At 65.3% G+C, this 27,000-nt stretch carries 25 protein-coding genes; 16 read left to right on the forward strand and 9 right to left on the reverse strand.

Annotation, left to right across the window (positions count from 1 at the left end; genetic code table 11):
• Positions 1–29 precede the first annotated feature (29 nt).
• The 6 genes from carB to AmiPiv_RS14695 all read left to right on the forward strand — a co-directional run bounded on the left by carB (position 30) and on the right by AmiPiv_RS14695 (position 6,673).
• Positions 30–3,515: a carbamoyl-phosphate synthase large subunit gene (carB, locus tag AmiPiv_RS14670; RefSeq protein WP_340038219.1), complete on the forward strand. Its 3,486-nt coding sequence runs from the start codon at positions 30–32 to the stop codon at positions 3,513–3,515.
• 108 nt (positions 3,516–3,623) lie between these two features.
• Positions 3,624–3,932 carry an endonuclease domain-containing protein gene (locus AmiPiv_RS14675; protein ID WP_340038220.1) on the forward strand — a complete coding sequence of 103 codons (309 nt, stop codon included), beginning with the start codon at positions 3,624–3,626 and terminating at the stop codon, positions 3,930–3,932.
• Between the two features lie 212 nt (positions 3,933–4,144).
• Positions 4,145–4,519 carry a hypothetical protein gene (locus AmiPiv_RS14680; protein ID WP_340038221.1) on the forward strand — a complete coding sequence of 125 codons (375 nt, stop codon included), beginning with the start codon at positions 4,145–4,147 and terminating at the stop codon, positions 4,517–4,519.
• 82 nt (positions 4,520–4,601) lie between these two features.
• Positions 4,602–4,973 carry an endonuclease domain-containing protein gene (locus AmiPiv_RS14685; RefSeq protein WP_340038222.1) on the forward strand — a complete coding sequence of 124 codons (372 nt, stop codon included), beginning with the start codon at positions 4,602–4,604 and terminating at the stop codon, positions 4,971–4,973.
• A gap of 239 nt (positions 4,974–5,212) precedes the next feature.
• A complete protein-coding gene (locus tag AmiPiv_RS14690) occupies positions 5,213–5,566 on the forward strand; it encodes a hypothetical protein (RefSeq protein WP_340038223.1) in 354 nt (117 codons plus the stop codon).
• 279 nt (positions 5,567–5,845) lie between these two features.
• Positions 5,846–6,673, forward strand: a complete 828-nt coding sequence (locus tag AmiPiv_RS14695; RefSeq protein ID WP_340038224.1) for a hypothetical protein — start codon at positions 5,846–5,848, stop codon at positions 6,671–6,673.
• 220 nt (positions 6,674–6,893) lie between these two features.
• Here AmiPiv_RS14695 and AmiPiv_RS14700 read toward each other — a convergent pair whose 3' ends face one another.
• Entirely contained in the window at positions 6,894–7,379 is a 486-nt protein-coding gene (locus AmiPiv_RS14700; protein ID WP_340038225.1) for a GNAT family N-acetyltransferase, read from the reverse strand.
• The gene (locus AmiPiv_RS14705; RefSeq protein ID WP_340038226.1) at positions 7,376–8,455 is read right to left on the reverse strand and encodes a lytic transglycosylase domain-containing protein; all 1,080 of its coding nucleotides are present in this window, start codon (positions 8,453–8,455) and stop codon (positions 7,376–7,378) included. The genes AmiPiv_RS14700 and AmiPiv_RS14705 overlap by 4 nt, the downstream gene beginning before the upstream one ends.
• Before the next feature lie 166 nt (positions 8,456–8,621).
• Between AmiPiv_RS14705 and AmiPiv_RS14710 the strand changes: the two genes are divergently transcribed.
• Positions 8,622–9,197, forward strand: coding sequence for a methylated-DNA--[protein]-cysteine S-methyltransferase (locus AmiPiv_RS14710; RefSeq protein WP_340038227.1), 576 nt, complete (start codon positions 8,622–8,624; stop codon positions 9,195–9,197).
• A gap of 34 nt (positions 9,198–9,231) precedes the next feature.
• Here AmiPiv_RS14710 and AmiPiv_RS14715 read toward each other — a convergent pair whose 3' ends face one another.
• Complete coding sequence (locus AmiPiv_RS14715) at positions 9,232–9,561, reverse strand: hypothetical protein (RefSeq protein WP_340038228.1); 330 nt, start codon at positions 9,559–9,561, stop codon at positions 9,232–9,234.
• A gap of 289 nt (positions 9,562–9,850) precedes the next feature.
• On the opposite strand from AmiPiv_RS14715, the gene AmiPiv_RS14720 reads away from it, so the two are divergent.
• The gene (locus AmiPiv_RS14720; protein WP_340038229.1) at positions 9,851–10,060 is read left to right on the forward strand and encodes a cold-shock protein; all 210 of its coding nucleotides are present in this window, start codon (positions 9,851–9,853) and stop codon (positions 10,058–10,060) included.
• 372 nt (positions 10,061–10,432) lie between these two features.
• On the opposite strand, the gene AmiPiv_RS14725 is transcribed toward AmiPiv_RS14720, so the two are convergent.
• Positions 10,433–11,272, reverse strand: a complete 840-nt coding sequence (locus AmiPiv_RS14725; RefSeq protein ID WP_340038230.1) for an EAL domain-containing protein — start codon at positions 11,270–11,272, stop codon at positions 10,433–10,435.
• Positions 11,269–12,174 carry an EAL domain-containing protein gene (locus AmiPiv_RS14730; protein ID WP_340038231.1) on the reverse strand — a complete coding sequence of 302 codons (906 nt, stop codon included), beginning with the start codon at positions 12,172–12,174 and terminating at the stop codon, positions 11,269–11,271. The genes AmiPiv_RS14725 and AmiPiv_RS14730 overlap by 4 nt, the downstream gene beginning before the upstream one ends.
• A gap of 359 nt (positions 12,175–12,533) precedes the next feature.
• Between AmiPiv_RS14730 and AmiPiv_RS14735 the strand changes: the two genes are divergently transcribed.
• From AmiPiv_RS14735 to AmiPiv_RS14750, 4 genes are all read left to right on the forward strand, one after another.
• Entirely contained in the window at positions 12,534–13,736 is a 1,203-nt protein-coding gene (locus tag AmiPiv_RS14735; protein WP_340038232.1) for a pyridoxal phosphate-dependent aminotransferase, read from the forward strand.
• Positions 13,737–13,961: 225 nt separating this feature from the next.
• Positions 13,962–14,333, forward strand: coding sequence for a hypothetical protein (locus AmiPiv_RS14740; RefSeq protein WP_340038233.1), 372 nt, complete (start codon positions 13,962–13,964; stop codon positions 14,331–14,333).
• A gap of 126 nt (positions 14,334–14,459) precedes the next feature.
• Positions 14,460–14,630, forward strand: coding sequence for a hypothetical protein (locus tag AmiPiv_RS14745; protein ID WP_018428911.1), 171 nt, complete (start codon positions 14,460–14,462; stop codon positions 14,628–14,630).
• 191 nt (positions 14,631–14,821) lie between these two features.
• Positions 14,822–16,711 (forward strand): MFS transporter, encoded by a 1,890-nt coding sequence (locus AmiPiv_RS14750; RefSeq protein WP_340038234.1) that lies wholly within the window; start codon positions 14,822–14,824, stop codon positions 16,709–16,711.
• A gap of 117 nt (positions 16,712–16,828) precedes the next feature.
• Here the strand turns inward: AmiPiv_RS14750 and AmiPiv_RS14755 are convergent, their stop codons facing one another.
• Positions 16,829–18,418: an ABC transporter substrate-binding protein gene (locus tag AmiPiv_RS14755; protein WP_340038235.1), complete on the reverse strand. Its 1,590-nt coding sequence runs from the start codon at positions 18,416–18,418 to the stop codon at positions 16,829–16,831.
• A gap of 295 nt (positions 18,419–18,713) precedes the next feature.
• Between AmiPiv_RS14755 and AmiPiv_RS14760 the strand changes: the two genes are divergently transcribed.
• Positions 18,714–20,759: an elongation factor G gene (locus AmiPiv_RS14760; RefSeq protein WP_340038236.1), complete on the forward strand. Its 2,046-nt coding sequence runs from the start codon at positions 18,714–18,716 to the stop codon at positions 20,757–20,759.
• Between the two features lie 388 nt (positions 20,760–21,147).
• A complete protein-coding gene (msrP, locus tag AmiPiv_RS14765; protein WP_340038237.1) occupies positions 21,148–22,107 on the forward strand; it encodes a protein-methionine-sulfoxide reductase catalytic subunit MsrP in 960 nt (319 codons plus the stop codon).
• 15 nt (positions 22,108–22,122) lie between these two features.
• On the opposite strand, the gene AmiPiv_RS14770 is transcribed toward msrP, so the two are convergent.
• Entirely contained in the window at positions 22,123–22,518 is a 396-nt protein-coding gene (locus tag AmiPiv_RS14770; protein WP_340038238.1) for a GFA family protein, read from the reverse strand.
• Positions 22,519–23,499: 981 nt separating this feature from the next.
• Here AmiPiv_RS14770 and AmiPiv_RS14775 point away from each other — a divergent pair.
• On the forward strand, positions 23,500–24,012 hold the full coding sequence (locus AmiPiv_RS14775; protein WP_340038239.1) for a methyltransferase family protein: 513 nt from the start codon (positions 23,500–23,502) through the stop codon (positions 24,010–24,012).
• Here AmiPiv_RS14775 and AmiPiv_RS14780 read toward each other — a convergent pair.
• Both AmiPiv_RS14780 and trxB read right to left on the reverse strand, forming a co-directional pair.
• A complete protein-coding gene (locus AmiPiv_RS14780) occupies positions 24,006–24,902 on the reverse strand; it encodes a LysR family transcriptional regulator (RefSeq protein ID WP_340038240.1) in 897 nt (298 codons plus the stop codon). The genes AmiPiv_RS14775 and AmiPiv_RS14780 overlap by 7 nt on opposite strands.
• 33 nt (positions 24,903–24,935) lie before the next feature.
• Entirely contained in the window at positions 24,936–25,910 is a 975-nt protein-coding gene (gene trxB, locus AmiPiv_RS14785) for a thioredoxin-disulfide reductase (RefSeq protein ID WP_340038241.1), read from the reverse strand.
• Positions 25,911–26,528: 618 nt separating this feature from the next.
• Here trxB and AmiPiv_RS14790 point away from each other — a divergent pair.
• On the forward strand, positions 26,529–26,999 hold the full coding sequence (locus AmiPiv_RS14790) for an Lrp/AsnC family transcriptional regulator (protein ID WP_340038242.1): 471 nt from the start codon (positions 26,529–26,531) through the stop codon (positions 26,997–26,999).
• The last annotated feature ends 1 nt before the right edge of the window (position 27,000 follow it).

Below are 27,000 nucleotides of genomic sequence, written 5' to 3' on the forward strand. Positions count from 1 at the left end.
TCGCGCAGGCCTACCTACGGACCGCACCCATGCCAAGACGCACCGACATCAAGTCCATCCTGATCATCGGCGCCGGTCCCATCGTCATCGGCCAGGCCTGCGAGTTCGACTACTCCGGCACCCAGGCCTGCAAGGCCCTGCGCGAGGAAGGCTACCGCGTCATCCTGGTCAACTCCAACCCGGCCACGATCATGACCGATCCGGAGCTGGCGGACGCCACCTATATCGAGCCGATCACGCCGGAAGTGGTCGCCAAGATCATCGCCAAGGAGCGCCCCGACGCACTGCTGCCCACCATGGGCGGCCAGACGGCGCTCAACACGGCCCTTTCGCTGCGCCGCATGGGCGTGCTCGACCGCTACAATGTCGAGATGATCGGCGCCGACGCGCACGCCATCGACAAGGCCGAGGACCGTTCGCTGTTCCGCGAAGCCATGGCCAAGATCGGGCTGGAGACGCCGCGCTCGATGCTCGCCAACGCCTCCGACGTCAAGGACGCCGACCGCAAGCGCCACGAGGCCGAGCGCGCCGCCCTCAAGCTCGAGGCCCCGGCCAATCTCGACGCAGCACTCGACGCGCTCGAAACCCAGTGGAACCTCGGCGAAGGCGACCGCAAGCAGCGCTACATCAACCATGGCATGGCGATCGCCGCCCAGGCGCTCGACCATGTCGGCCTGCCCGCCATCATCCGCCCGTCCTTCACCATGGGCGGCACCGGCGGCGGCATCGCCTTCAACCGCCAGGAATTCTTCGACATCGTCCAGTCGGGTCTCGACGCCTCCCCCACCACCGAAGTGCTGATCGAGGAATCGGTGCTCGGCTGGAAGGAATACGAGATGGAGGTCGTGCGCGACCGCGCCGACAACTGCATCATCGTCTGCTCGATCGAGAACATCGACCCGATGGGCGTGCATACCGGCGATTCGATCACGGTGGCGCCCGCGCTGACCTTGACCGACAAGGAATACCAGATGATGCGCAACGCCTCGATCGCGGTGCTGCGCGAGATCGGCGTCGAGACCGGCGGCTCCAACGTCCAGTTCGCCGTCAACCCGGCCGACGGCCGCCTCGTCGTCATCGAGATGAACCCGCGTGTCTCGCGCTCCTCGGCGCTCGCCTCCAAGGCGACCGGCTTCCCCATCGCCAAGATCGCGGCAAAGCTCGCCGTCGGCTACACGCTCGACGAGCTCGAGAACGACATCACCGGCGGCGCCACGCCCGCCTCGTTCGAGCCGACCATCGACTACGTCGTCACCAAGATCCCGCGCTTCGCGTTTGAAAAATTCCCCGGCGCCGAGCCGACGCTGACCACCGCCATGAAGTCGGTCGGCGAGGTCATGGCCATCGGCCGCACCTTCCAGGAATCGCTGCAGAAGGCGCTTCGCGGCCTCGAGACCGGTCTCACCGGCCTCGACGAGATCGAGATTCCCGGCATCGGCGACAACGGCGACGAGCGCAACGCCATCCGCGCCGCGCTCGGTACGCCCACCCCCGACCGGCTGCGCATGGTCGCCCAGGCCATCCGCATGGGCACCTCGCTCGAAGACGTGCACGCCATGTGCAAGATCGACCCGTGGTTCCTCGAGCAGATCGCCGGCATCATTTCGATGGAAGCCCGCATCCGCGAGCACGGCCTGCCGCAGGATGCCGAAAACCTGCGCATGCTGAAGTCGATGGGCTTCTCCGACGCCCGCCTCGCCTCGCTCACCAGGACCGAGGCCGAAGCGGTCGCCAAGCAGCGCCAGAAGCTCGGCGTCCACCCGGTCTACAAGCGCATCGACACCTGCGCGGCCGAGTTCGCCTCGCCGACCGCCTACATGTACTCGACCTATGAGGTGCCCTTCGCCGGCGCGCTGGCCGACGAGGCCCAGGTCTCGGACAAGAAGAAGGTCGTCATCCTCGGCGGCGGTCCCAACCGCATCGGCCAGGGCATCGAGTTCGACTATTGCTGCGTGCACGCCGCCTATGCGCTGCGCGAGGCCGGCTATGAATCGATCATGGTCAACTGCAACCCCGAGACCGTCTCGACCGACTACGACACCTCGGATCGCCTCTACTTCGAGCCGCTGACCTCGGAGGACGTGCTCGAAATCCTGCGCGCCGAACAGGCCGCGGGCACCCTGCACGGCGTCATCGTCCAGTTCGGCGGCCAGACCCCGCTCAAGCTTGCGGACGCGCTCGAAAAGGCCGGCATCCCGATCCTCGGCACCTCGCCCGACGCGATCGACCTTGCCGAGGACCGCGACCGCTTCCAGAAGCTGCTCCACAAGCTCGACCTCAAGCAGCCCAAGAACGGCATCGCCTACTCCGTCGAGCAGGCCCGCACTGTCGCCGGCGAGCTCGGCTTCCCGCTGGTCGTGCGCCCGTCCTACGTGCTCGGCGGCCGCGCCATGCAGATCATCCACAACGAGGGCATGCTGCAGTCCTACCTGCTCGACACCGTGCCGGGCCTGGTGCCCGAGGACATCAAACAGAAGTATCCGAACGACAAGACCGGCCAGATCAACACGCTTCTCGGCAAGAACCCGCTTCTGTTCGACACCTATCTCTCGGGCGCCATCGAGGTCGACGTAGACTGCCTCTGCGACGGCAAGGAGACCTTCGTCTCCGGCATCATGGAGCACATCGAGGAAGCCGGCATCCACTCGGGCGACAGTGCCTGCTCGCTGCCGGTGCATTCGCTGTCGACCGAACTCGTCGACGAGCTCGAGCGCCAGACCTCGGCGATGGCGCGCGCGCTCAACGTCGGCGGCCTGATGAACGTGCAATACGCCATCAAGGACGGCGTGATCTACGTGCTCGAAGTCAACCCGCGCGCCTCGCGCACCGTGCCCTTCGTGGCGAAAACCGTCGGCAAGCCGATCGCCAAGATCGCCGCCCGCATCATGTCGGGCGAGAGCCTCGACGATGCCTTCGCCCACTATGGCGCCAAGCCCGATGCCCGCAATCCCGGCCACATCGCCGTCAAGGAAGCGGTGTTCCCGTTCGCCCGCTTCCCCGGCGTCGACATCCTGCTCGGACCGGAGATGAAGTCGACCGGCGAGGTCATGGGCCTCGACCGCGACTACGCGCTCGCCTTCGCCAAGGCCCAGCTCGGCGCCGGCGTCGACCTGCCGCGCTCGGGCACGCTGTTCGTCTCGGTCCGCGACGAGGACAAGGCCGGCATCCTGGGCGCCGTGCGCCGCATCTCGGAACTCGGCTTCAAGGTGCTGGCCACCTCCGGCACCGCGCGCTTCCTCGTCGAGAACGGCGTGCCGGCCGAGAAGATCAACAAGGTGCTCGAAGGCCGTCCGCACATCGAGGACGCCATCCGCAACCGCCAGATCCAGATCGTCTTCAACACCACCGACGGCCAGAAGGCCGTGTCGGACTCGAAGTCGATCCGCCGCGCCACGCTGATGCAGAAGGTGCCCTACTACACCACCCTGTCGGGCGCCGCCGCCGTCGCCGAGGCCATCGCGGCCCTCAAGGCCGGCTCGCTCGAAGTCCGCCCGCTGCAGGATTATTTCGCCTAAGGCGCGACGCTGTTTTCCCCTTCTCCCCGCGCGCGGGGAGAAGGTGCCCCGAAGGGGCCGCCTGGGTCGCCCATTCCCGGCTCGCGCGACCCGCGCTAGCCTTCCCGCATGCCGCATCAAGCCGTGCCTCCCGCCAAACGCGCCTTCGCCAGGACCATGCGCCGCGAGCCGACGGAGGCCGAGGACCGGCTGTGGCAGGAACTGCACGGCCGCCACCTCGACGGCATCAAGTTCCGCCGGCAGGTACCGATCGGCCGGTTCGTCGCCGATTTCCTTTGTTTCGACGCCATGCCCGTCGTCGAGATCGACGGTAGCCGGCATGCCGAATCCGCTCGTGACGACTTCCGCACTGCCGAACTCAACCGGCTCGGTTTCCGTGTACTGCGCTTCTGGAACGACGATGTCCTCAAGGACTGAGCGGCGTCTGCGATACCGTCATCGCCTATGTGAGGGACAGGATTTCGCAGCCTTGGCGTTGAAGGGGCCGCGCGACCTCCCTTCTCCCCTTGTGGGAGAAGGAAACGCGCCATGGTAATCCCCAGCAATCGTATGCCTTTCTCTGACATTTCATCTTCTCACACGCAGGGATTGCAGCTACATCTCAAGCGTCCAAAGGGGGGATGCAGGGAATGGGACTGAAATTCGTGCGGCTGGCATCGGCGTCGATGCTGGCGGGGGTGATTGTTGCGGCCGCGCTGGCGCCGGCAATGGCAAAGGATGCGGGATCGCTGGCCGGCAAGGTCGGCACCAAGCGCTATCCGCTGCAGTTCCAGCAGACGGAGGGCCCCTGCCAAAAGACCTACAAGGAATATGTCGCTGCTGCCGGTCACTCGGCCTACGCGCAAACGCATCTGGGCAATGTCGAAGGCTTCTACTGCGGCGCCTCCATCAACGGGCCATCCCAGCAGGCCACCGAAAAGCAGGCGTTGGAAAGATGCAATTCGGTCGGCAAGAGGTACAAGCTCAAGACGACGGGCAACTGTTCCATCTACGTCTCGAAGTGAGGCATGGCTCGGCCCCTTCTCCCCCTGTGGGAGCAGGGGGTGTCAGTGTCCCGCGCCCATCACCTCCGCGCTAGCTCGCGCCATGCCGCACCAACCCGTCCTTCCCGCCAAACGCGCCTTCGCCAGGGCCATGCGCCACGAGGCGACGGAGGCCGAGGACAGGCTGTGGCAGGAGTTGCGCGGTCGCAGGCTCGACGGCATCAAGTTTCGTCGGCAAGTACCCATCGGCCGCTTCGTGGCAGACTTCCTCTGCCCTGAGGCGATGCTGATCGTCGAGATCAACGGCAGCCAGCATGCTGACTCCCCTGGAGACATCAGACGCACCTCCGAACTCAACCGTCTCGGCTTCCGCGTCCTGCGCTTCTGGAATGACGATGTCCTCAACGACATGACCGGCGTCTGCGACACCATCATCGCCTATGTCAGGGATGCCAGCTTGCAACCCTGGCGCTGAGCTGCCCGAACCTCCCCTTCTCCCCTTGCGGGAGAAGGTGCCCCGAAGGGGCGGATGAGGGGTGCTGGCGGGAGCGCGACGGGTTCAGAGAAAAGCGCAGGTCGAGTTCCTTCCAACACCCCTCATCCGTCTCGGCGCTGCGCGCCGATCCACCTTCTCCCGCAGGGGGAGAAGGGATCGCCGCCCCTCCCAATCCCACCTCCATCCGGCTACCCTGCCCTCTCCGCAGGAATCGCCGCATGCCACAAGCCTACGACCCGTTCGACGAGATCCGCCGCGAGGCGCTGGGGCTCGACCTCGTTCCGCCGCAAATCGTCTCCGACAACGCCGCCAGGGGCCTTGCGCTGAGGCAGAAATTCGGCCGCGGCGGCACCGAGATCGGCGTCGCCCGCGCCGAGGAACTGGTCGCCCGCACCGGGCTTACGCCCCATACCGTCAAGCGCATGGTCAGCTTCTTCGCCCGCCACGAGGTCGACAAGCGGGCCAAGAACTTCGGCAACGACGACAACCCTTCGGCCGGCTACGTCGCCTGGCTGCTCTGGGGTGGCGACGAAGGGCGGAAATGGGCGGTGGAGGTGAAGGGACGGATTTAGACAAGGCTGGAAGAGGTATTTCGCCTAGCACTTCGCATCATTAATACGCGAACTCGCAAACCGCCTCTGCGTCAGTACACTTTGTTTACCTCCGCGCTGCCTTTGCGGTACAACTTTTACCTTGTCCCAGAAGCGTCTCCTCTGAACACCCTCAATAGTTTTCTGAATCGTACACTCGGTGACCGGCTTTCACCCGATTGCAATTCTTGAGATGTAAGGCCACTCTGGCAACGAACGGCATTGTGGAACAAGACCATCGACGATGGTAGGCACAGAGATATGATAAACGTACTGCGAAGATATTTCTTTGTGGCCGCGCTTTTTATTTCCTGCACTACAAACGCAAAAGCTGCTGAACCCGAAATTGTCAGACGTCTGTTAGAGGCATCAGGATTTACCTGGCACATGTCGCGCAACATGCTGGCCATTGAGACAATTCCTGCTCGACTATTGAATTCGCCTAGCCCCGCGTTCAAGGCCGCCTGGGGAGTTGCAGTACAGGAGACATTTAATCCCCAGGAGCAAATGCAAGAACTCGAAGCGGGAATAGCAGCTCAAATGTCCGATGAAGATGTCAGATTTCTGCTGACATACCTTGAGACGCCCTTGGCGGCTCGTATTAAGCAGATTGAACAGTCGGGCTCTAATCCCAATGCAACCATTGAACTGCGAAACGCCGCAGAGGACGAACTTGCGAGGCTAGTTCAACAGGACCCCGCACGACTAACTGCATACCGAGGCTTGGCGAAGGATACGCGCTACGTAGATCGAACGGAAGTGATGGCCATATCCTCGCTGCAGCTCCACTTGGAGGCTATAGCATGCTCCGGCCAAACGCAGATAACTGAAACGCAAGTGCGAGATAAGTTAGAAGAAGCGCGTTCAAGAAACAGGCCGTTCCTAGAGAATCTGGTCATGCTAAACATCGTCAACTCATATGAGCCGCTGACTGCGTCCGAGATAGAAAGCTATGCAGGTTTCCTGTCCTCGGAGCCGGCAAAACGGTTCTATCGTTCCATTCTGGACGTGACATCGAGTGTGTTACCACGCCGAGCGGAGAACTTTCGAAGCAATCTGGCAAAGGCGCTCGGCACCACTGATTGCTAGTGCTTGGTAGCGACCGCAGTTCGGCGGAACGAAATCCCGGCCATTCTCCTAATTTTGCCCTGATGCCCCTTCCCTAGAAACAATGGCGACGAGGAAGCGCGACGTGAGGGGAGGGTCGATCCGCGCAGCGGTTGGGGTGGGGTCACTTGAGGCAGAACGCAGCGCCCTCCTCGATGGGGGAGGTGCCGGGCGCAGCGAGCCAGGCGGAAGGAGAAAGCCCTCACCCGGCCCAGTCCACCTCCACCATGTCGAGCCGGCGGTAGAGGCGCACGGCCCCGGCATTGCCGATCAAATTGGTCTTGAGGTCGACGTGGCTCGCCCCGCGCGCGGCGAAGGTGGCAAAGACGTGCCACAGCAGCGCCTCGGCAATGCCCTGCCCGCGAAAATCGGGATGGACGGCAAGGTCCTTCAGGAAGGCGCTGGTCCAGCACAGGGCGGCCCCCGCGAGCCTGTCCCCGCCGTCGAAGACCAGGAAGCACAGGTCGGGGTCGAACTCGGCATCGCCCGAAATCCGCGGCCACCATTGCTCGAACGGCCCGTCCATGCCGTCGTCGAAGACCAGCCCCAAAAGCGCGTGCAGCGCCGGCGCATCGGCCGCCTCGAACGTCCGCATCGCAAGGCCGTGCGGCCAGCGCGGGGTCTTCAATTCGCCCGGCAGCAGCCGGCGCAGCCGGACGTCGTTCTCCGCCGGCCCGGATGCCGTCACAGGGCAGTTTCGGCCCGGCGGCGCACGCGGTCGCGGCCCAGGCCCGTCTCGTCGAGCAGGCCCTTGCGCTTGGCGTCGTAATAATAGCCGCGCTGGTAGAGGCGGTCGGCCTGGTCCTCGTTGCCCTCGGCCACGAGGAACGCCCCGCGCAGATATTTGACCGCGTATTTGAGGTTGGTCTCGGCGTCGAGCAGGCCGCTGGGCGGGCCGTCATAGCCCATGCCGCGCGCCGTATCGTGGCGGATCTGCATCAGCCCCCAATACGGCCCCTTGCGCGCCATCGGGCGGAAATTGCTCTCGCGCCTGACCACGCGCCGCACCAGCTGCTCCGGCAGTTCGTAGACGGCGGCATATTTGGCGATCAGCGCGTCGACCATGCTGGACGAAGCCGCCGAAGGCGCATCGGGCGCGGCATAGGAGGAGGTGGCGAAATTCCCGGGCGCCACGTCGCCCAGCGAGGCGACCTGGTAGCTGCCGGGGATCGGCGCCGTCGCCGGCAGGATCTGGCCGGGCAGCGCCGGTGCAGGCGGAAATTCGCCGACGAGCTTTGCCTGCGCGTCGGCGACGATCTCGCCGCCGGCCATGGGCGCGGCAAGTGCTGCCTCCGACGGCTTTGCGTCGGCCGGCAGTCTTGCCGAAGCGGCGGCCGGCGTTGCCGAAGCGGTCGGGGTCGCAGCAGCAGCCACGACGGCTGGTTTCGCAGCAACTTCGGACGGATGGTCGGGCGCTACAGGGGCGGCAGCGAGCACTTGCGCCTGCGCCACCTCGGCCGGGGCGGCCGCGGCGGCGCCCGGCGTTTCGGTTGCGGCGGCGAGCACGGCGGTCGCCGGCGACACCTCCCCGCCCGCATAGGACGTCGGCACCACGGCCACCGTCTCGGGCAGCGCGATGTCGGCCTCGGCGGAAGCCATGGCGCCGGCCTCGGTGGAAGCGGCGGCATCCGTCTGGGTGGCAAGCGCCACCTCAGTGCCGGTTGCAAGATCGGTGCCCAGCGCCGCAGTATTGGTCTGGCAGCCCGAAAGCAGAGCCACAGAAAGAGCTGCCGAGATCAGCAGATGGGTCTTGAATGACGGCAAAGCCAAGCTCTGTTTGATGATGATCGTCCCGCCCGATTTTCCTTACAGCAAGGCATCTGCCCCGGCAATCCACAGCCACCTTCGGTTTTCGGGTGGCATCGGGTCGCAGATCATGCGATCATGTTCCCGGTTTGTACTTGGCAACGCAAGGTTTCAGGGATCATCCATGGACACCACCATCTCCTATCCCAGGCCCGGGCATGCCGTGTTCGAGACCACGCTCGGCTTCATGGCGCTGGCCTGGAGCGATGCCGGGCTCACCCGCGCCTGCCTGCCCGAAAAGACCGCCGCTGCGGCCGAACGCCGCCTGTTGCGCCTCGCCGGCGAAAGCGACGCGGGCCGCGCCGTGCCGGCGTGGATCGGCGCGCTGATCGCCGACATCCGCCGCTATGCCGAGGGCGAGGACGTCGATTTCTCGGCCGTGCCGGTCGATCTCGCCGGCGTCGACGAGTTCCGCCGCGACATCTATGCCGCCGCGCGCTGCCTCGGCTATGGCGAAACCACCACCTATGGCGGGCTGGCGGAAAAGTCCGGCCACAAGGGCCTGTTCCGCGAAACCGGGGCGGCACTCGGCGCCAACCCGGTGCCGCTGGTCATCCCCTGCCACCGCATCCTCGCCGCCGGCGGCAAGATCGGCGGCTTCTCCGCCACCGGCGGGTCGGCCACCAAGGAAAGGATGCTCTCGCTCGAAGGCGTCCGCACGGGTCCGCCGCCCTCGGCTCAGGCGTCGTTCGGCTTCTAGAGCAACAACCAGGGCAACGACGGTTGCCTTGGGCTCAGTCCGGAATGATCAGCCGGCGCTTGAAGCGGAAGAAGTCGCGTTCGATCCGCTTGCAGATGTTCACCGGGCACGACCTCGCATCGGCGGTCGGCACAAAGGCGCGTTGCGCCTCCTCGCCCGCGGGGCAGAAGCGGTCGTCGCGCACGTAGCGGTCGAAGCGCTGCACGCCCGAGGTCGGCGAGCGCCAGCGCAGGATCACCGCACCCTCGTAGCGCACGACGTCGCGCGTCTCCGCACAGCTCATACTGGTCGAATTGTAGCGCGAGATCGCCTGCGCCTCGGCCGCGATCAGGGTCAGGCAGGCGGCAAGTAGTAGAGCTTTCATGACGACCTCCGAAGGCGCCGGCCCGTTGCGCCGTTGCCCGACCACTATAACATCCTTCGCCCGCAATGGTTGCGAAGCACAGCGCGGCTCCAACAGGAACCACCGCCGGCGCAGCGCGGGGCTTGCAAAATGCCGCTCAACCCCTTATTTGCGACATGTTGATATTTCGGCCGACAGATCTAGATACCGCGATTTTTCGCGTTTGCTCAGTCTATCTCCAAAATCTCGATACATCGATCGGGTGATTTCGCCAGATCAAGACCAACTGCAAACGCCAAGGATAATCGTAATGGCTACTGGAACCGTTAAGTGGTTCAACGCAACCAAGGGCTTCGGCTTCATTCAGCCGGACGCCGGCGGCGCGGACGTGTTCGTCCACATCTCCGCTCTTCAGCGTTCGGGCATGACCGACCTGGCCGACGGCCAGAAGATCAGCTACGAGATCGAGCAGGACCGTCGCACGGGCCGCTCGTCTGCCGGAGCTCTGAAGGCCATCTGATCCGAGGGCGCTGGAGCGCACGCTCCGGTCGCACTGCAAGTCACGGATGTACTGGCGGCAGCGCAAGTGCATGACCGCGGACACGATGATGTCCGCACATGCGCGAACCTAATTCTTGCAGCGCCTGTCGCGCGTCCTTGAGATGCGCGGCGCTGCAAGATGCGCCGGCCGAGAACCTTGCGGACGATGCGGCAGATTGCCGTGAGCCGCAGGTTCGGGAAACCAGGATCAGGTGCCGATGAGGCGGGGTTTTGCCCCGCCTTTTTCTTTGCCCGTTTTCACCAACGGAAATTCGCCCGCCGAAAGCTCGTTCGGGAGTTGCCCCTGCCCCCACCGCGCGCCGACCAGCCGCGATGCGCAGGGCGCATGAGCTCAGCCGAACAACGGGATGACGACGCAATCGCCCCGGCGGAAGCGCGAAGCGTCGCGCGGCCCCTCGTCGATCACGCTGCCGACCAGCACCGGCGGCTCGAGCAGATCGCCGGCAAGCAGGTCGACGCCTGCCGCGAGCGCGACCTCGAGATGGTTCTCGCTGTCGATGCCGTCGACCAGCACCGATGCGCCGCGCGCCCTGAATTCGGAAACCACCGCCCGCAGCAGCCGGCCGGTGGCCGCATCGGCGCAGAAGCGGTCGAATGAAGCGCGTCCGAGCCTGACCACATCCGCGCCCAGGTTTGCGGCCGCGTCCTGATCCGGATCGGCCCCCGCGCGACCCCGCAACGCGACGCGCAGGCCGAGTGCCCTGGCTTCCGCGGCAAAGGCCGCACTGGTCCCGTCGACCCCGCAGATCAGCCGCGACGCCTCGAAACCCTCCTCGGCCAGCCGCCTGACCATGAAGCGCAGGTCCTCCAGCGCGGCATCGCCTGCCGCGGCATCGTGGCGCAAGATCAGCGAGACGCCGTCGACGCCGATGTTGTGGACGTTGGCGAGCGGAAGCACCACGGCCATCCGCGCCACCAGCGCGCGGTCCTCGCCAGACACCTCGGCGTCGAAATCGGCGAGCGCCGCCGGCTTGCCGTTCAGATAGGGCACGACCTGCGCATCCGCGGCCACGGGCGTCAGGCGCCCGTCGCTGTGCCTGAACACCGGCTGGATCGCAGAGCGCAGGCGGAAGCGGCCATGAACGCCGAATTCGATCCCGACCTCGTCGGCAACGATCTTGTCGCCGAGATCGGCGGGAATGGCACCGAAACCGAAAACCGGATCATTCATGAATATGTCCTCTTGCCGAAGCTGCGGCCCGGTCTTTGGGCGCGCCCCTGCGGCACATGCGCGGGCTCGGGATCGGTCGCCGCCGCGATGTCGCGGCCGGACGCGTTCTCCTGCCCGGAATAGATGGAGAAATTCGCCGGCACGATCTCCGGCAGCGCCAGCACGTAACCCTGCACCATCGAGGCGCCCGAACGCTCGGCCAGCTGCAGCTGCCAGCTCTGCTCGAGCCCCTCGAACACGGTGCGGATGCCCTTGTCCTCGAAATTCGCCACCATCTCCTTCAGCAGCGCGAAACCGGCACCCGACTCCATCAGCCGGCTGATCCAGTGGGCATCGAACTTGACGATGTCGGGCTTGAGGTTGCGGATCCGCTTGATGTCGGATTCGTCCGAGCCGAAGTCGTCGACCGCTATGCGAAAGCCGTTGGCCTTCAACGCGCTGACGAAGCCGAACAGCGCCTCCTCGGAGGCCGGCTTCTTCTCGGTGACCTCGCAGACGACGCGGCGCGGATCGATGCCGGCTTCGTTCAGCACATGGCGCATGTCGCGCAGCGCAAGCTCGGCGATGGAGGCGTCGGTGAACACCGACGGATCGAAATTGATGAAGATCGCCGCGTCCGTGGGCAGGAAGGCTGCAGCGTTCAGCAGATGCAGGGTCCGCGTCAGCGTTTCGATCTGCAACCGGTCGGCACCGTCGACATTCGCGAAGAAGACGCCCGGAGGCACCGGTTCGCCCTGCCGCGACGGCCTGATCAGTCCCTCATAGGCGGTGGCGGTCAGCTTGCCGTCGGCGAACGAGAAGATCGGCTGGAATGCACTTTGCAGGGTGTATACACCCCAGACGCCGGTCGACGAAGCGTCGTCCTGCCGGATAATTTGGGCGAGCCCGATGCTTTTCGACACGGTCCGTCCTATTTCCGGGATGCTGGCGAAATTGCCCGGCCAAAATCTCATTGAAGATTTGATCGCCGGTTAACGGGATAGATCAAAGTTGAACATTGCCGGCGCTCGCCCGCGGTTGTGCACAGGCAAGAACACGCGGCTAATCCGCCAGGATGAGGTGGGCCAAGGCGTCAATCCGCTTGCGATTCCTTGCGTCATGCGACATTACAGCGCCGCGCGTCCGTTTGGACGCGCAAAGGACGCTGTAACGAAATGAACCAGTGCATGATCCTGCCGAAAATCGGTCAGATTCTCGGGGTCATGCACGAGAGCCCGCGGTCGCGCGACCGCGTCATCTTTCGAACCGGAGACACCAAGTCATGGCCTTTCTTGCCGATGCCCTTTCCCGCGTTAAGCCTTCCGCGACCATCGCGGTCACGCAGAAAGCGCGCGAGCTGAAAAACGCCGGCCGTGACATCATCGGCCTCGGTGCCGGCGAGCCGGATTTCGACACCCCCGACAATATCAAGAATGCGGCAATCGAGGCGATCCGCCGCGGCGAGACAAAGTACCCGCCGGTTTCCGGCATCGCGCCGCTGCGCGAGGCGATCGCCAGGAAGTTCAAGCGCGAGAACAACCTCGACTACAAGCCGGAGCAGACCATCGTCGGCACTGGCGGCAAGCAGATCCTGTTCAACGCCTTCATGGCGACGCTGAACCCCGGCGACGAGGTCATCGTGCCCACCCCGTACTGGGTCAGCTACCCCGAGATGGTGGCGCTCTGCGGCGGCACGCCGACTTTCGCCGAGACGACCATCGCCAACGGCTTCAAGCTGACCGCCGAGGCGCTCGAGAAGGCGATCACGCCGAAGTCGAAGTGGCTGGTGATGAACTCGCCGTCCAACCCCTCGGGCGCGGCCTACACCGAGGCCGAGCTGCGCGCCATTGCCGACGTGCTCATCAAGCACCCGCAGGTCTGGGTGCTGACCGACGACATGTACGAGCACCTCACCTATGGCGACTTCGTCTTCAAGACCATCGCCGAGGTCGAGCCGGCGCTCTACGACCGCACGCTGACCATGAACGGCGTGTCGAAGGCCTATGCCATGACCGGCTGGCGCATCGGCTACGCGGCCGGTCCGATCCAGCTGATCAAGGCGATGGACATGATCCAGGGCCAGCAGACCTCGGGCGCCTGCACCATCGCCCAGTGGGCGTCGGTCGAGGCGCTCAACGGCCCGCAGGACTTCATCACACGCAACAAGGCGATCTTCCAGGCCCGTCGCGACCTCGTCGTGTCGATGCTCAACCAGGCGCGCGGCATCTCCTGCCCCTCGCCCGAAGGCGCCTTCTACGTCTACCCGTCCTGCGCCGACCTGATCGGCAAGAAGACGCAAAGCGGCAAGGCGATCACCGACGATGCCGTCTTCACCTCCGAGCTGCTGGAAGCCGAAGGCGTGGCGGTCGTGCAGGGTTCGGCCTTCGGCCTTGGCCCGAACTTCCGCATCTCCTACGCCACGTCGGAGAAGCTCCTGGAAGAGGCCTGCACCCGCATCCAGCGCTTCACGGCCTCGCTCTCCTGAGAATCAGGATGGGCTGATCGGGAACCCGGCTTCGGCCGGGTTTCTTTTAGCCGGCGCGAGGACGGAGAAGCGTTCGAGACGGCTAATATATTCTCCAAATCTCATACGCTGTTATACATTTGCATATTGCCGTCACGGCCCGAATGCTGCTACTCTGACACACTATTTCCGTCGCTGTAGACGGAGCAGTGCAGAGGCATCCGAGGGCAGGCATTGTATCGGCGCGTGGAACAGCAGCAGGGGCGAAGCAGCACAAGGCTGCTGACGCACTTCTTCTTGCTGTTGTTGTCGACCTTTGCTGTGCTGACGGCGGCGGTTGCATCGAGCCAGGCCGGAGCGGGTATCCATATCCCGGCGGCGCACCTGACCGCGACCACCGAGAATGCCGGGCACGCCGAGACGGTGCTGACGGCTGCCGAGTCCACCTGCAACACCGTTTCCGAATGCCAGATCCACGGGCTCGATCATGCCACGCCGACGTCGGTCCATGCGCTGTCGTCGGGTGTGGCCGGCGAAGCCTCCTTCCCCACGATCATCAACTTCGGTCTCTTGCGTGGCCGCACGAGCGCACCGCGCGCGCCTCCACACCTGGTCTAACGGCGCAACGCGCCCCACCTGCGCCGCCCGACCGACCAGCCAGCGATCGAACAGAGCAAGCTACGTCGCCAGTTGCCGGTCGTATTCCCCGGGATCGGACGATCCCGAAAAATACCAGGAACGACCATGTCCAAGACTCATCCACTCGGCTTCCGTATCGAACGCGATCTCAAGGAAGCACTGGTCAAGGCCGCCAAGGACGACCATCGCTCGGTGTCGTCCATGGTGGAGATCATCATCGCCCGGTGGCTGCGCGATCGCGGCTATCTGGTTGAGAAAGAGGAACGGGCCGCCTGACCCTTTCCGACGTCTCCGGCGGCGCAAAATCGCCGCCGGAGACCGCCTACGACCAAAGTCATAATCCCAAAGCAGCGATGGATAGCGTCCGCCTCCCGGCGTTATCACTTTGAAGTCGTTAGGTTCGGCGGCTTCCCATGGAGACCTGTCTCCGGGCCGTGACCGCCGGCACTCTGGGAGGAGACACAAATATGACAATTTCGGCAACCGCCGACGTCCGCCAAGGGCGAGGCATGTCGCGCGAGGAGAAGAAGGTCATCTTCGCCTCGTCGCTCGGCACCGTCTTCGAATGGTACGATTTCTATCTGTACGGTTCGCTCGCCGCCTTCATCGGCGCCACCTTCTTCGCCTCCTACCCCGAGGCGACGCGCAATATCTTCGCGCTGCTCGCCTTCGCCGCCGGCTTCCTCGTGCGCCCCTTCGGCGCGCTTGTGTTCGGCCGCATCGGCGACCTCGTCGGCCGCAAGTACACCTTCCTCGTCACCATCCTGATCATGGGCCTGTCGACCTTCTTCGTCGGCCTCCTGCCCGGCTCGGCCTCCATCGGCATCGCCGCCCCGATCATCCTGATCGCGCTGCGCATGCTGCAGGGCCTGGCGCTCGGCGGCGAATATGGCGGGGCTGCGACCTATGTCGCCGAACACGCCCCCGACGACCGTCGCGGCTACTACACCTCGTGGATCCAGACGACGGCGACGCTCGGCCTGTTCCTGTCGCTGGTGGTCATCCTCATCGTCCAGACCTGGCTCGGCAAGGAGGCCTTCGCCGCCTGGGGCTGGCGCGTGCCGTTCCTGCTCTCCTGCGTGCTGCTCGGCATTTCGGTCTGGATTCGCCTGTCGCTCAACGAATCGCCGACCTTCCAGCGCATGAAGGAAGAGGGCAAGGGCTCCAAGGCGCCGCTGTCGGAAGCCTTCGGCCAGTGGAAGAACGCCAAGATCGCCCTGCTCGCGCTGCTCGGCCTCACCGCCGGGCAGGCCGTGGTCTGGTACACCGGCCAGTTCTACGCCCTGTTCTTCCTGCAGAACGTGCTCAAGGTCGATGCGCAGTCGGTCAACATCATGATCGCGATCTCGCTGCTGCTCGGCACCGGCTTCTTCCTGCTCTTCGGCTGGCTGTCCGACAAGATCGGTCGCAAGCCGATCATCATGGCCGGCCTGGCGCTTGCCATCGTCACCTACTTCCCGCTGTTCAAGGCGCTGACCTGGGCCGCGAACCCGGCGCTCGCCACCGCCCAGCAGGACGTTCGTGCCACCGTCACCGCCGCACCCGGCGACTGCAAGTTTCAGTTCAACCCGGTGGGCACCGCGAAGTTCACCACCTCCTGCGACATCGCCACTTCGTTCCTGACCAAGAACTCGGTTCCCTACGACGTCGTCACCACGGCGGCTGCGGGCACCGCGGCCACCGTCAAGGTCGGCGAGACGACGATCGAGTCCTATGACGCGGTTGTTGCCGGCGACCAGGCCAAGGCCAAGGACGGCGCCTTCACCAAGGCGGTCAACATGGCTCTCCACGCGGCCGGCTATCCGCTGGTCCGCGGTGCGGCCAAGGTTGCCGACCAGAAGCTCGACGCCTTCGTCGCCGCCAATCCGGAGCTCAAGCTCGACGCGGCCGCCATCCGCGGCGGCGAGAAGTCGACGGTTGCGCTCGACCAGGCGGTCAAGGACAAGCTGCTGACGGCCGAGGAAGCCGCCGGCGCAACCGACGTCACCGTCTACAGCATCGCCGGCGGCGGCGCATACGCCATGGTCGCCGATCCGGCCGAGGTGAACTGGCCGATGATCATCGGCATCCTGTTCATCCTGGTCGTCTACGTGACCATGGTCTACGGCCCGATCGCCGCGATCCTGGTCGAGATGTTCCCGACCCGCATCCGCTACACCGGCATGTCGCTGCCCTACCACATCGGCAACGGCTGGTTCGGCGGCCTGCTGCCGGCGACCGCCTTCGCCATGAGCGCGGCGGCCGGCGACATCTACTACGGCCTCTGGTACCCGATCGCGATCGCCGCGATGACGCTGATCATCGGAGTGATCTTCGTGAAGGATACGCTCGGCACCGACCTCAACGCCAAGGACTGACCCTCCGGCCCCTGGCGCAAAAAAGGCCCGGCAGGCACCGCCTGCCGGGCTTTTTCGTTTCCGACGGGCTGGCGGGCGGGCCACGCGCCCGCCCGTTTTCCGCGCTCGACCTTTGCCTCAGGCGTTGACCCAGCACTTGGTCAGGGCATGGCCGCCCATCAGCTCGCCGTTCGGGTCGTCGACCCAGCCGCCCACCTTGGTGCCGGTGGCGTCGATGTAGTTGTTGAACATCGGCGCGATCATGCCGCCCTCGTCGCGCAGGATGATTGCCGCCTGGCGGTAGAGCTCCTTGCGCTTGGCCTGGTCGAGTTCGCCGCGCGCGGCCAGGATCAGCTTGTCGAAGTCCTCGCGGAAGAAGCGGGTGTCGTTCCACTCGGCCTTCGACAGATAGGCGATCGAGTAGACCTGGTCCTGTGTCGGCCGCCCGGTCCAGTAGGACATCGAGAAGGGCTGCTTGTTCCACACTTCCGACCAGTAGCCGTCGCCGGGTTCGCGCTTGACCTCGATGGGGATGCCCGCCTTGGCGGCACTCTGCTGGTAGAGCTGCGCGGCATCCACGGCCCCGGGGAACGCCACGTCGGAGGTCCTGAGCAGGATCGGCCCGTCATGCCCCGACTTCTTGTAGTGGAAGGCCGCCTTGTCGGGATCGTACGTCCGCTGCTCGATGCCTTCCGGGAACATCGCATAGGCCTGGGTCACCGGCATGTCGTTGCCGACCGAGCCGTAGCCGCCGAGAATGCGCTGCACCATCTCCTTGCGGTCCACCGCATATTTCAGCGCCAGCCTGAGGTCGTTGTTGTCGAAGGGCGCAGTGTTGCAGTGGGCGATGAAGACGTAGTGCCCCTTGCCCGGCACGTTGCGGATCTCGACGCCGGGCACGCGCTTGATGAGATCCACGATCTTCGGCTCGACGCGGTTGATCATGTCGACCTGGCCGCCCTGGAGGGCCGCCGTGCGCGCCGTGGCGTCGTTGATGACGACAACTTCGACTTGGTCGGCATGGCCGCGCTTGTCGGAGCCCCAATAGCCCTTGGTCAGTTCGGCGCCATGGCGCACGCCCGGTTCGTTGACCACCAACTTGTATGGCCCCGTGCCGATGCCTGCGGTCGGATCGTCCTTGCCGCCATTGGGCTGGATCATCAGGTGGAAGTCGCTGACCACGTATGGCAGGTCGGCGTTGGCCTCCTTGAGCTGGATCACGACATAGTCGCCGTCGACCTTCATGCTTTCGAACTGGCTGACGAAGGCCAGCGCCGCCGATTTCGAGTTGGCGTCGGCGTGTCGCTCCAGCGTCGCCATCACGTCGCCGGGGGTGAGGTCCTTGCCGTTGTGGAAGGTCACGCCCTTGCGGATCTTGAAGTGCCAGGTCTTGGCGTCGTCGGACGCCTCGTAGGACTCGGCCAGCCTGGGCTCGATCTCGCCGGCCGGCGACACCTCAAGCATCTGCTCGCCCCAGCATCGGCCGATCGTATAGGGCACCTGGCTTGCCCAGGTGGCGGGGTCCTGGCTGTCGGTGGCCGCGCCTCCGACCATGCCTGCCTTCAGTATCCCGCCCTTGGTTGGCGTCTGCGCGCGCGCCGCGTTGCCGAGCAGCGCGTTGGCCGAAAATGCCGTGACGCCGAGTGCTGCCGCGCGACCGAGAAAGTCGCGGCGCGACAGCTGCCCGCCGACGACAAGGCGCCCAAGATATTCGAGTTCATTGGACATTTGGCTGAGTTCCTCCAGACGAATGTGGCTGCCGTAATCATTCCCCCCGACTGGATAGTTGTTTGGCACACCGCCCGATCAGTAAGCCCATTGCGACATTTTCTGCCGCTTTTGGAGCGCCGGGCATTTTGCCTGTCGCAGGGGCAGCATTGCCCGCTGCATCCCCTTGCCCTGCTCTCAAAGCCGTGTTTCGATAAGCCAGCTAGGGAGGCCCATCGAAACAGGAACATGCCCGCGACGGTCGAACAGGCCGGCCGCCGCTTCAGGGATAAAACGCCTGAGTGGAGGTCAGATCATGGGTAATCGCGCCGGAGGAAGACGTACGGGACCGAAATGCATCGCCATCGTCGGTCCCTACGCCAGCGGTAAAACCACGCTCTTCGAAGCCCTTCTCGCCCGCACGGGCACGATCCCCAAGCAGAACCCGGTCTCATCCGGCAACACCGTCTCCGACCACTCCGCCGAGGCCAGGGCCCACGCCATGAGCGTCGAGGCCGTCTTCGCCACCACCGAATTCATGGGCGAGAGCATCACCTTCGTCGACTGCCCGGGCTCCGTCGAATTCGCCTTCGAGGCCGAGCCCGTGCTGGCAGCCTGCGACCTCGCCGTCGTCGTCGCCGAACCAGACGAGAAGAAGATCCCGGCGCTCCAGCTCATCATGCGCCGGCTCGACGATCTCGGGGTGCCGCGCATCCTCTTCCTCAACAAGGTCGACAAGGGCACCGCCGGCGTGCGCGACACGCTGAAGCTTCTGCAGCCGGCCAGCCGCGCTCCGCTGTTGCTGCGCCAGATCCCGCTGCGTAAGGACGGCGTCGTCGTCGGCTCGATCGACCTGGCGCTGGAGCGCGCCTACATCTACCGCGAATACGCCGAGAGCGAGATCGCCGAGATACCGGGCGACGAGAAGGCCCGCGAACTCGAGGCGCGCTTCGCCATGCTCGAGACCCTGGCCGACCACGACGACCAGCTGATGGAGCAGCTGCTCGAGGAGATCGAGCCGCCCAAGGACGAGATCTTCGACGACCTCGCCGCCGACCTGCGCGACGGCACCGTCGTCCCGGTGCTCATCGGCGCCGCCGAGAAGGGCAACGGGGCGCTGCGCCTGCTCAAGGCCATCCGCCACGACGCGCCCGACGTAGAGGCGACGCGCAAGCGGCTCGGGGCCGGCGACGGCACGATCGTGCAGGTGATGAAGACCATCCACACGCCGCATGGCGGCAAGCTGTCGGTGTCGCGCATCCTGTCGGGCAACGTCGCCGACGGAGCCGAACTCTGGCTCACCGCCACGGATACCGCCAAGGTGTCCGGCATCTACCGCATGCTCGGCAAGGACCAGTCCAAGCTGCAGTCCGCCGGCACCGGCGACACGGTTGCGCTGGGCAAGCTCGACAACGTGACCACGGGGCGGACGCTGACCACGGCGAAGGGCGGCACCACGCAACTGGTCAGGCTCGAGCCACCGAAGCCCGTCTATGCCTTCGCGCTCAGGCCCAAGGAGCGCAAGGACGAGGTGAAGATGTCGGCCGCCATCCAGCGGCTTGCCGAGGAGGACCCCTCGCTGACGCTGCACCACAACCAGGACTCGGCCGAAACCGTGCTGTCCGGCCACGGCGAGATGCATCTGCGCGTCGTCAGGGAACGCCTCGAAGGCCGCAACCTGATCCCGATCGAGGGCCATGCGCCCGCCGTCCCCTACCGCGAGACGATCCGCAAGGGCGTCCAGCAGCGCGGCCGCCACAAGAAGCAGTCGGGCGGCCACGGCCAGTTCGGCGACGTGGTCATCGAGATCAAGCCCTTGCCGCGCGGTTCGGGATTCGAGTTCACCGACTCGATCACCGGCGGCGTCGTGCCCAAGCAGTACATCCCCTCCGTCGAGGCCGGCGTGCGCGACTTCCTGAAAACCGGTCCGCTGGGCTTCCCCGTCGTCGATATCGCCGTGAACCTGTCGGACGGCTCCTACCATACGGTCGATTCCTCCGACATGGCCTTCCAGATGGCCGCCAAGATCGCCATGAAGGAGGGTATGGGCGCCTGCTCACCGGTGCTGCTCGAACCGGTCATGAAGGTGGTGATCCTCACGCCCTCGGATGCCACCGCCCGCATCATCGCGCTGGTGCCGCAGCGGCGCGGCCAGATTCTCGGCTACGACGCCCGCGACGGCTGGCTGGGCTGGGACGTCGTCGAGGCGACCATGCCGCAGTCGGAGATCGGCGACCTCATCATCGAGCTGCGCTCGGCGACCGCCGGTGCCGCCACCTACCGCGCCGAGTTCGACCACATGGCCGAACTCACCGGCCGCCTCGCCGACGAGGCCGTGCAGTCGGCCGGCAAGGCTGCGTAGGCACTGCGTCCGGGCGGCTCCCCTGTCGCCCGGACATCCTTCCCCCACCACGGGATAAGAAACGCCAACGGCCGAAGCTGCGATCGGCGCCTCCAGCTTGGGTTCCTCGCCCCCACGAAGTGGGGGAGAGGTGCCGAGTGCAGCGAGGCGGTGAGGGGGCAAAGCCGGTCAGGGAGGCGCACAGGCCGCCTTTGCCATGCGCCAAAACCAAATCGAGAACGCCGCCCAAGATCGCCCGCCTCGCCGGCGACCAAATTGCGCCGCCATCAAACTCCCGTGAGCCCTGCCGCCCGGCGAAACAATCGCCCCTCCGCACGCGTATGTGAACAGGCAAACATTGATTTCGCGCCGCCGAAGGCCGAACCTTCCCCGGACAGGAGCATATACGATGGTAGTCATACACCGCCGCCCGAGCTGGGCGATTTCCGAGGCGCTGGCGACGCCCGAGGACGTCTTCCTCAACCGCCGCGCCATACTCGCCGGAATGGGGCTGGGCCTCGCAGCAGCAGCCCTGCCGCGCCACGCGCGCGCCGAGGAGAAGGACCCGACTGCCGACCTCTACCCTGCCCGGCGCAACGAGGCCTACAAGCTGGACCGGCCGCTGACGCCCGAGGAGGTCAACGCCAACTACAACAACTTCTACGAATACGGCTCCTACAAGGAGATCGCCGCCAACGCCCAGCAGCTTCAGACGCGGCCATGGGAGGTCGCCATCGGCGGGCTTGTCGACAAGCCGATGACGATTGCGATCGACGACCTGATCCGCAAGTTCCCGCTGGAGACGCGGCTCTATCGCCACCGCTGCGTCGAGGCCTGGTCGATGACCATTCCCTGGAGCGGCTTTCCGCTGAAAGCGCTGGTGGCGATGGTCGGCCCCAGGTCGGATGCGAAGTTCATCCGCTTCGAGACCTTCCTCGACCCGAAGATGGCGCCGGGCCAGAACGACTTCCTCTACCCCTGGCCCTATGTCGAGGGCGTCACCATCGAGGAGGCGTCGATCGACCTGCCCTTCCTGGTCACCGGCGCCTACGACAAGCCGCTCGCCAAGCAGTTCGGCGCGCCCATCCGCCTGGCGTTGCCGTGGAAATACGGCTTCAAGTCGATCAAGTCGATCCGCAAGATCGACTTCGTCGCCGAGCAGCCGCTCGGCCTGTGGGAGGCGATCCAGCCGAGCGAATACGGCTTCTGGGCAAACGTGAATCCCGAGGTGCCGCACCCGCGCTGGAGCCAGGCCAGGGAGCGCGTGCTGCAGACGGGCGAGCTGGTGCCGACGCAGCTGTTCAACGGCTACGCCGCCGAGGTATCGCACCTCTATGCCGGCAAGGATCCGTCCAGGCTCTATATGTGAGCCCTGCCGCCGCTCCTAGCCGGCCTTCACCTCGACATGCCACCATTTGGGCCGCCCGCTCCGGAAGGAGTGGGCCGTCGGCTTGAATTCAAGCGTGCCCGGCTTGTCGAACGTGCCCAGGAGCAACGCCACGACGGGCGCATCGTCGATGGCGCCGAGCGAGCTGCCGCAGGCCGGGCAGAAGGCACGGTTCGACATTTCCGACGAGCGATAGACCGTGGGCGCCCCGCCCGGCCCGGTCCAGCTTACCTTGTCGCGGTCGAACTCCACCCAGGCCGCGGTCAGGGCTCCGGTGTGGCGCTGGCACATGCGGCACGAGCAGGTGTGCGGCTTGCCGGCCACGCCGACCGCCGCGAAACGAACGGCACCGCAAAGGCAGCCGCCCGTATGAATCTTCGGTCTTCCGCCCATGCTGCCCCCCCGGGGACGCTTTCATGAAATATCGAATCACGGTCCCGAAGCCGACCTGAGCAGGCCTGCCGACAAAACAAAAGCGGCGCCCTGGCAAATTCCAGGACGCCGCTTTTTTGCGGACCGTTCCGCGGGAGGCGGGACGGCAGGTCCGCCGCATCGTGGCCGATAATCAGCCCACCGGCAAACTGCTGGACGCGGCGCCTTGCCTGAGCCCTGGTGCTGCGGGTGATGCCCCCATCTCCCGCGGCACCAATCACCGCGTCCATGAAAAACCTAGTCCTGGCAGCCGGTTCCGGGAATGTTACCTGACGTTACATGTCACTGTTACGCGGCACATTTGGTGCATGTGGCCGACAATCGGAACCGATTTTCCGGAAAGCGCATGCGCGACGTGCGACGACGACCCATTGCACCGCGAACATCCGGGCCTCGGGTGAGGTCGCCCGTAAACGAGAGAGATGCCGGAGTCACAATCTGCAGCGTCCCTTGTGTACGTCATTGAACCCACGGCGCCCTGGGAGGAGGCGCGGAGATCGAGGTGCTTGGGCCTGGGATTCGGGCAACAAAAAAGCCGGATCCAAGAAGATCCGGCTGAGTTTGTTTGGAAGTGCCGATTAAGGCTAACCTCCAGAGGGGAACACTCGAGGGCGCTAATGGGAGGAGGAACGCGCCCTGGAGATGGTCAATATATGTTCCCTCCATGCCCAATAAACAAGCATCTATTTTGCAATGCACTCATGCAAAAAGGCACGGGCTGTGGTCCAACAATGTTAGAAACCGCATAGGACCAGAGAAAACCGGCGAAGGCGGCCAAGTTTTGCCCGCCGCGCCCTGCCGCACTGCGCAAAAACTCCAAAGTATCCGGGAAGGTTTCGCTGCAGTGCAATGACGCCGGATCGGGCAGGCGAAAGCGATACTTGCGGCGGAAAAGTGCAGATGGGCAATATACCGGCAACCCGATCAACAGGAGGGCATCGCATGCGCAAGCCAGTCGCACTCCTCGGCAGCGCCCTCTTCTTCGTGCTCGCGCCCGGCGTCGTCGCCGGCCTGGTGCCGTGGCTGCTCGTCGGCGGCTATGCCGCACCGCTCGCCCCTGGCCCGCTGGTGGCCGTCGGCGGCATTGTCGTCGCCGCAGGCCTCGCCGTCCTGCTCCACGCCTTCGCGCGCTTTGCGCTCGAGGGCCTCGGCACGCCCGCGCCCGTCGCCCCCACCGACCGGCTGGTGGTCGGTGGCCCCTATCGCTATTTGCGCAACCCGATGTACGTCGCCGTGCTGTCGATCATCCTCGGCCAGGCATCGATATTCTGGAGCGCGTCGCTCGCCGTCTACGCCGCGGCGGTCGGGACAGCCTTCGCGGTCTTCGTGCGCTTCTATGAGGAGCCGGTGCTCGCCAGCCGCTACGGCCGTGCGTACGAGGCCTATCGCCGACACGTGCCGGGCTGGCTGCCCCGCCTCACGCCCTGGGATGGCGACGATGCCCGGCCTCAATAGGCCCAGCTGCGCGCCTTGGCGATGATGAAGTCGCGGAAGGCATGCAGCTTCGCCTGGTCGCGCATCGCATCGGGATAGGCGAAATAGGTGTCGAAGGACGGCACCTCGGTTTCGGGCAGGAGCTGCACCAGGTTCGCGTCCTTGCCGATGACGTAGTCGGGCAGCATGGCGATGCCGGCGCCGGTCTGGACGGCGCGCTTGATCGACAGGATGTCGTTGATCTGCAGCGTCGGCACCCGCTGGCCGCCCTCGAAGTCGCCGACTGTTTCCAGCCAGTTGAGTTCGCTGAGATGCGCCGGCACCGGCACGCCGAAGGTGACGATGCGGTGCTTCTTGAGGTCGGCGATCGTTTCCGGCTTGCCGTATTTGTTGACGTAGGCCGGCGAGGCATAGAGGTGGAAGTGCACCGTGAACAGGCGGCGCTGGATCAGGTCCGGCTGCTGCGGCTGGCGCAGGCGGATCGCGCAATCGGCCTGGCGCATGGTCAGGTCCAGCTCCTCGTTGGCGAGGATGAGCTGCAGCTGGATGTCGGGATAGAGTTCGAGGAATTCCTGGATGCGGTCGGTGAGCCAGCCGGCGCCGAGGCCGACCGTCGTCGTCACCCTCAGCACGCCCGAGGGTTTGTCCTTGGTTTCGGTCAGCCGCGTCTTGATCGTCTCGAGCTTCATCAGCACGTCGTGCGCCGTGCGGAACAGCATCTCGCCCTGCTCGGTCAGCACCAGGCCGCGGGCATGGCGGTGGAACAGTGGCACGCCGATGTCGTGCTCGAGCGCGCTGACCTGGCGCGAGATCGCCGACTGCGACAGCCTGAGCGTCTCGGCCGCATGCGTGAACGAGCCAGCCTCCGCCGCTGCGTGGAACACGCGCAACTTGTCCCAATCCAACGCCATGTTTCCCCTCTTATGTTTGGCGTATGGCCGGCCTTATTCGGCCGCTTCGCGATGCACTTCTATGCCGGCCAGGTATTTTTCGGCTTCGAGCGCCGCCATGCAGCCGAGCCCGGCGGCGGTGACCGCCTGGCGGTAGACGTCGTCGGTGACGTCGCCGGCGGCGAACACGCCCGGCAGGTTGGTGCGCGTCGAGTTCGGCTCGGTCCACAGATAGCCGTTCGGCTTCTGCTTCAGCTTGCCGACGAACAGCTCGACAGCCGGTGCATGGCCGATCGCCACGAACACGCCGTCGGTGGGCATTTCGGTGATGGTGCCGGTGTGCACGTTCTTGAGACGCACCCCGTTGACCGACGGCGGCAGCGGCTTCTGCGCCGGCGCACCCACGATCTCGTCCACCGCGTGGTCCCAGATCACCTTGATGTTGTTCTTGGCGAACAGCCGCTCCTGCAGGATGCGCTCGGCGCGGAAATGATCGCGGCGGTGCACCACCGTCACCGTCTTGGCGAGGTTGGCGAGGTAGAGGGCCTCCTCGACCGCCGAGTTGCCGCCGCCCACCACCACCACGTCCTTGCCGCGGTAGAAGAAGCCGTCGCAGGTGGCGCAGGCGGAGACGCCGAAGCCCTGGAACACCTGCTCGGAGGGCAGGCCCAGCCACTTAGCCTGGGCGCCGGTGGCGATGATCAGCGCGTCGGCGGTGTAGAGCGTGCCGGAATCGCCCTTGGCCTTGAACGGCCGCACGTCGAGGTCGACCTCGGTGATGATGTCGTTGATGATCTCGGTGCCGACATGCTCGGCCTGCAGCCGCATCTGCTCCATCAGCCACGGGCCCTGGATCGGCTCGGCGAAGCCCGGATAGTTCTCCACGTCGGTGGTGATCATCAGCTGGCCGCCCTGCTGGATGCCGGCGACGAGCACGGGTTTCAGCATGGCGCGCGCCGCATAGATCGCCGCCGTGTATCCGGCCGGACCGGAACCGATGATGAGGACGGGCGCATGTTTGGCGGTCATCGAGGAGCCTTCACGGTCAATGGAAACGGGCCCACGCCCGCTGAAACAGGGCGCAGAACGCTCCTAATCTAGGGGTTCACCCCCTCCCCGTGCAAGGCGACAAGATGTTACTCCCCCGAAAGCTTGCATTTGGCGCGGCGCGGGTGCCGTGGCGAAGCGGGTCCGGTGCCGCTATGGGGAACAGCCATAGCATCGCCCGGTCGCATTTCATGGCGCTCGGGTTTCCTGGGTTCCCCGACGGCTCGCCACGCCTGAAGCCGGCTTTTAGCGCGTGCATTTCCCGACCGTTCGGACCTCGCCCCGAATGCGGCGTCATGTTGCAGCCGCTCGGGTTTCCGAAGTTCCAGGGGGGCTGTCGCTCGGCGGAAAGCAGGCGTCGAGCCCGAGCAGCGTCGGTTCGGCCCCACTCCAGAAATCGACGCAGTTTGCGGTGCTCGGGTTTCCGATGTTCGAGGGCGGCTTGCCGTTCGCAGGAAGCCGGCATCCTGCGGCATCGCCTCGCGGCGGTTCGTGCCTCACCTACGCGGCAGCATTTTGCGGCCATTCGGGTTTCCGAAGTCCGACGGCTGGTCTATTGACGGATGCACGAAAGATTCTTGCGCGAATCCGGGAGCGCACATGGCTATCAAAGCCGACCTCGACGCCATCGACTGGAAGATCCTGCGCGAGCTGCAGGACGACGGCCGCATGACCAATGTGGAGCTATCGCGCCGCGTCGGCATCTCGGCGCCCCCCTGCCTGCGCCGCGTCAAGCGGCTGGAAGACGAAGGCATCATCCTGCGCTATCGGGCGGCGCTCAACGCGCCGGCGCTCGGCATGGACGTCGTCGCCTTCTGCTTGGTCGGCCTCAACCGCCAGTCGGAAGCGGACCTCCGCTCCTTCGCCGAGCGCACGCGCAACTGGCCGATCGTGCGCAGCGCCTGGATGGTGTCGGGCGAGAGCGACTTCATGCTCCACTGCGTCGCCCCCGACCTCGGCAGCTTCCAGAGCTTCGTCATCGACGAGCTGACGTCCTCGCCCAACGTCGACACGGTGCGCACCGCACTCACCATCAGGCAGGTCAAGGACGAGGGCCTGGTGGGGATTTAGG

It is taken from the genome of Aminobacter sp. Piv2-1 (genome assembly GCF_037625995.1).
In the GTDB taxonomy this organism is placed as follows: Bacteria; Pseudomonadota; Alphaproteobacteria; order Rhizobiales; family Rhizobiaceae; genus Aminobacter.

Coding starts and splice junctions, on each gene's coding strand:
- carB (WP_340038219.1), top strand. CDS start 30: ATGCCAAGACGCACCGACATCAAGTCCATCCTGATCATCGGCGCCGGT.
- AmiPiv_RS14735 (WP_340038232.1), top strand. CDS start 12,534: ATGGCCTTTCTTGCCGATGCCCTTTCCCGCGTTAAGCCTTCCGCGACC.
- AmiPiv_RS14675 (WP_340038220.1), top strand. CDS start 3,624: ATGCCGCATCAAGCCGTGCCTCCCGCCAAACGCGCCTTCGCCAGGACC.
- AmiPiv_RS14755 (WP_340038235.1), bottom strand. CDS start 18,418: ATGTCCAATGAACTCGAATATCTTGGGCGCCTTGTCGTCGGCGGGCAG.
- AmiPiv_RS14760 (WP_340038236.1), top strand. CDS start 18,714: ATGGGTAATCGCGCCGGAGGAAGACGTACGGGACCGAAATGCATCGCC.
- AmiPiv_RS14710 (WP_340038227.1), top strand. CDS start 8,622: ATGGACACCACCATCTCCTATCCCAGGCCCGGGCATGCCGTGTTCGAG.
- AmiPiv_RS14720 (WP_340038229.1), top strand. CDS start 9,851: ATGGCTACTGGAACCGTTAAGTGGTTCAACGCAACCAAGGGCTTCGGC.
- AmiPiv_RS14680 (WP_340038221.1), top strand. CDS start 4,145: ATGGGACTGAAATTCGTGCGGCTGGCATCGGCGTCGATGCTGGCGGGG.
- AmiPiv_RS14780 (WP_340038240.1), bottom strand. CDS start 24,902: ATGGCGTTGGATTGGGACAAGTTGCGCGTGTTCCACGCAGCGGCGGAG.
- AmiPiv_RS14725 (WP_340038230.1), bottom strand. CDS start 11,272: ATGAATGATCCGGTTTTCGGTTTCGGTGCCATTCCCGCCGATCTCGGC.
- msrP (WP_340038237.1), top strand. CDS start 21,148: ATGGTAGTCATACACCGCCGCCCGAGCTGGGCGATTTCCGAGGCGCTG.
- trxB (WP_340038241.1), bottom strand. CDS start 25,910: ATGACCGCCAAACATGCGCCCGTCCTCATCATCGGTTCCGGTCCGGCC.
- AmiPiv_RS14790 (WP_340038242.1), top strand. CDS start 26,529: ATGGCTATCAAAGCCGACCTCGACGCCATCGACTGGAAGATCCTGCGC.
- AmiPiv_RS14690 (WP_340038223.1), top strand. CDS start 5,213: ATGCCACAAGCCTACGACCCGTTCGACGAGATCCGCCGCGAGGCGCTG.
- AmiPiv_RS14745 (WP_018428911.1), top strand. CDS start 14,460: ATGTCCAAGACTCATCCACTCGGCTTCCGTATCGAACGCGATCTCAAG.
- AmiPiv_RS14750 (WP_340038234.1), top strand. CDS start 14,822: ATGACAATTTCGGCAACCGCCGACGTCCGCCAAGGGCGAGGCATGTCG.
- AmiPiv_RS14685 (WP_340038222.1), top strand. CDS start 4,602: ATGCCGCACCAACCCGTCCTTCCCGCCAAACGCGCCTTCGCCAGGGCC.
- AmiPiv_RS14715 (WP_340038228.1), bottom strand. CDS start 9,561: ATGAAAGCTCTACTACTTGCCGCCTGCCTGACCCTGATCGCGGCCGAG.
- AmiPiv_RS14770 (WP_340038238.1), bottom strand. CDS start 22,518: ATGGGCGGAAGACCGAAGATTCATACGGGCGGCTGCCTTTGCGGTGCC.
- AmiPiv_RS14775 (WP_340038239.1), top strand. CDS start 23,500: ATGCGCAAGCCAGTCGCACTCCTCGGCAGCGCCCTCTTCTTCGTGCTC.
- AmiPiv_RS14695 (WP_340038224.1), top strand. CDS start 5,846: ATGATAAACGTACTGCGAAGATATTTCTTTGTGGCCGCGCTTTTTATT.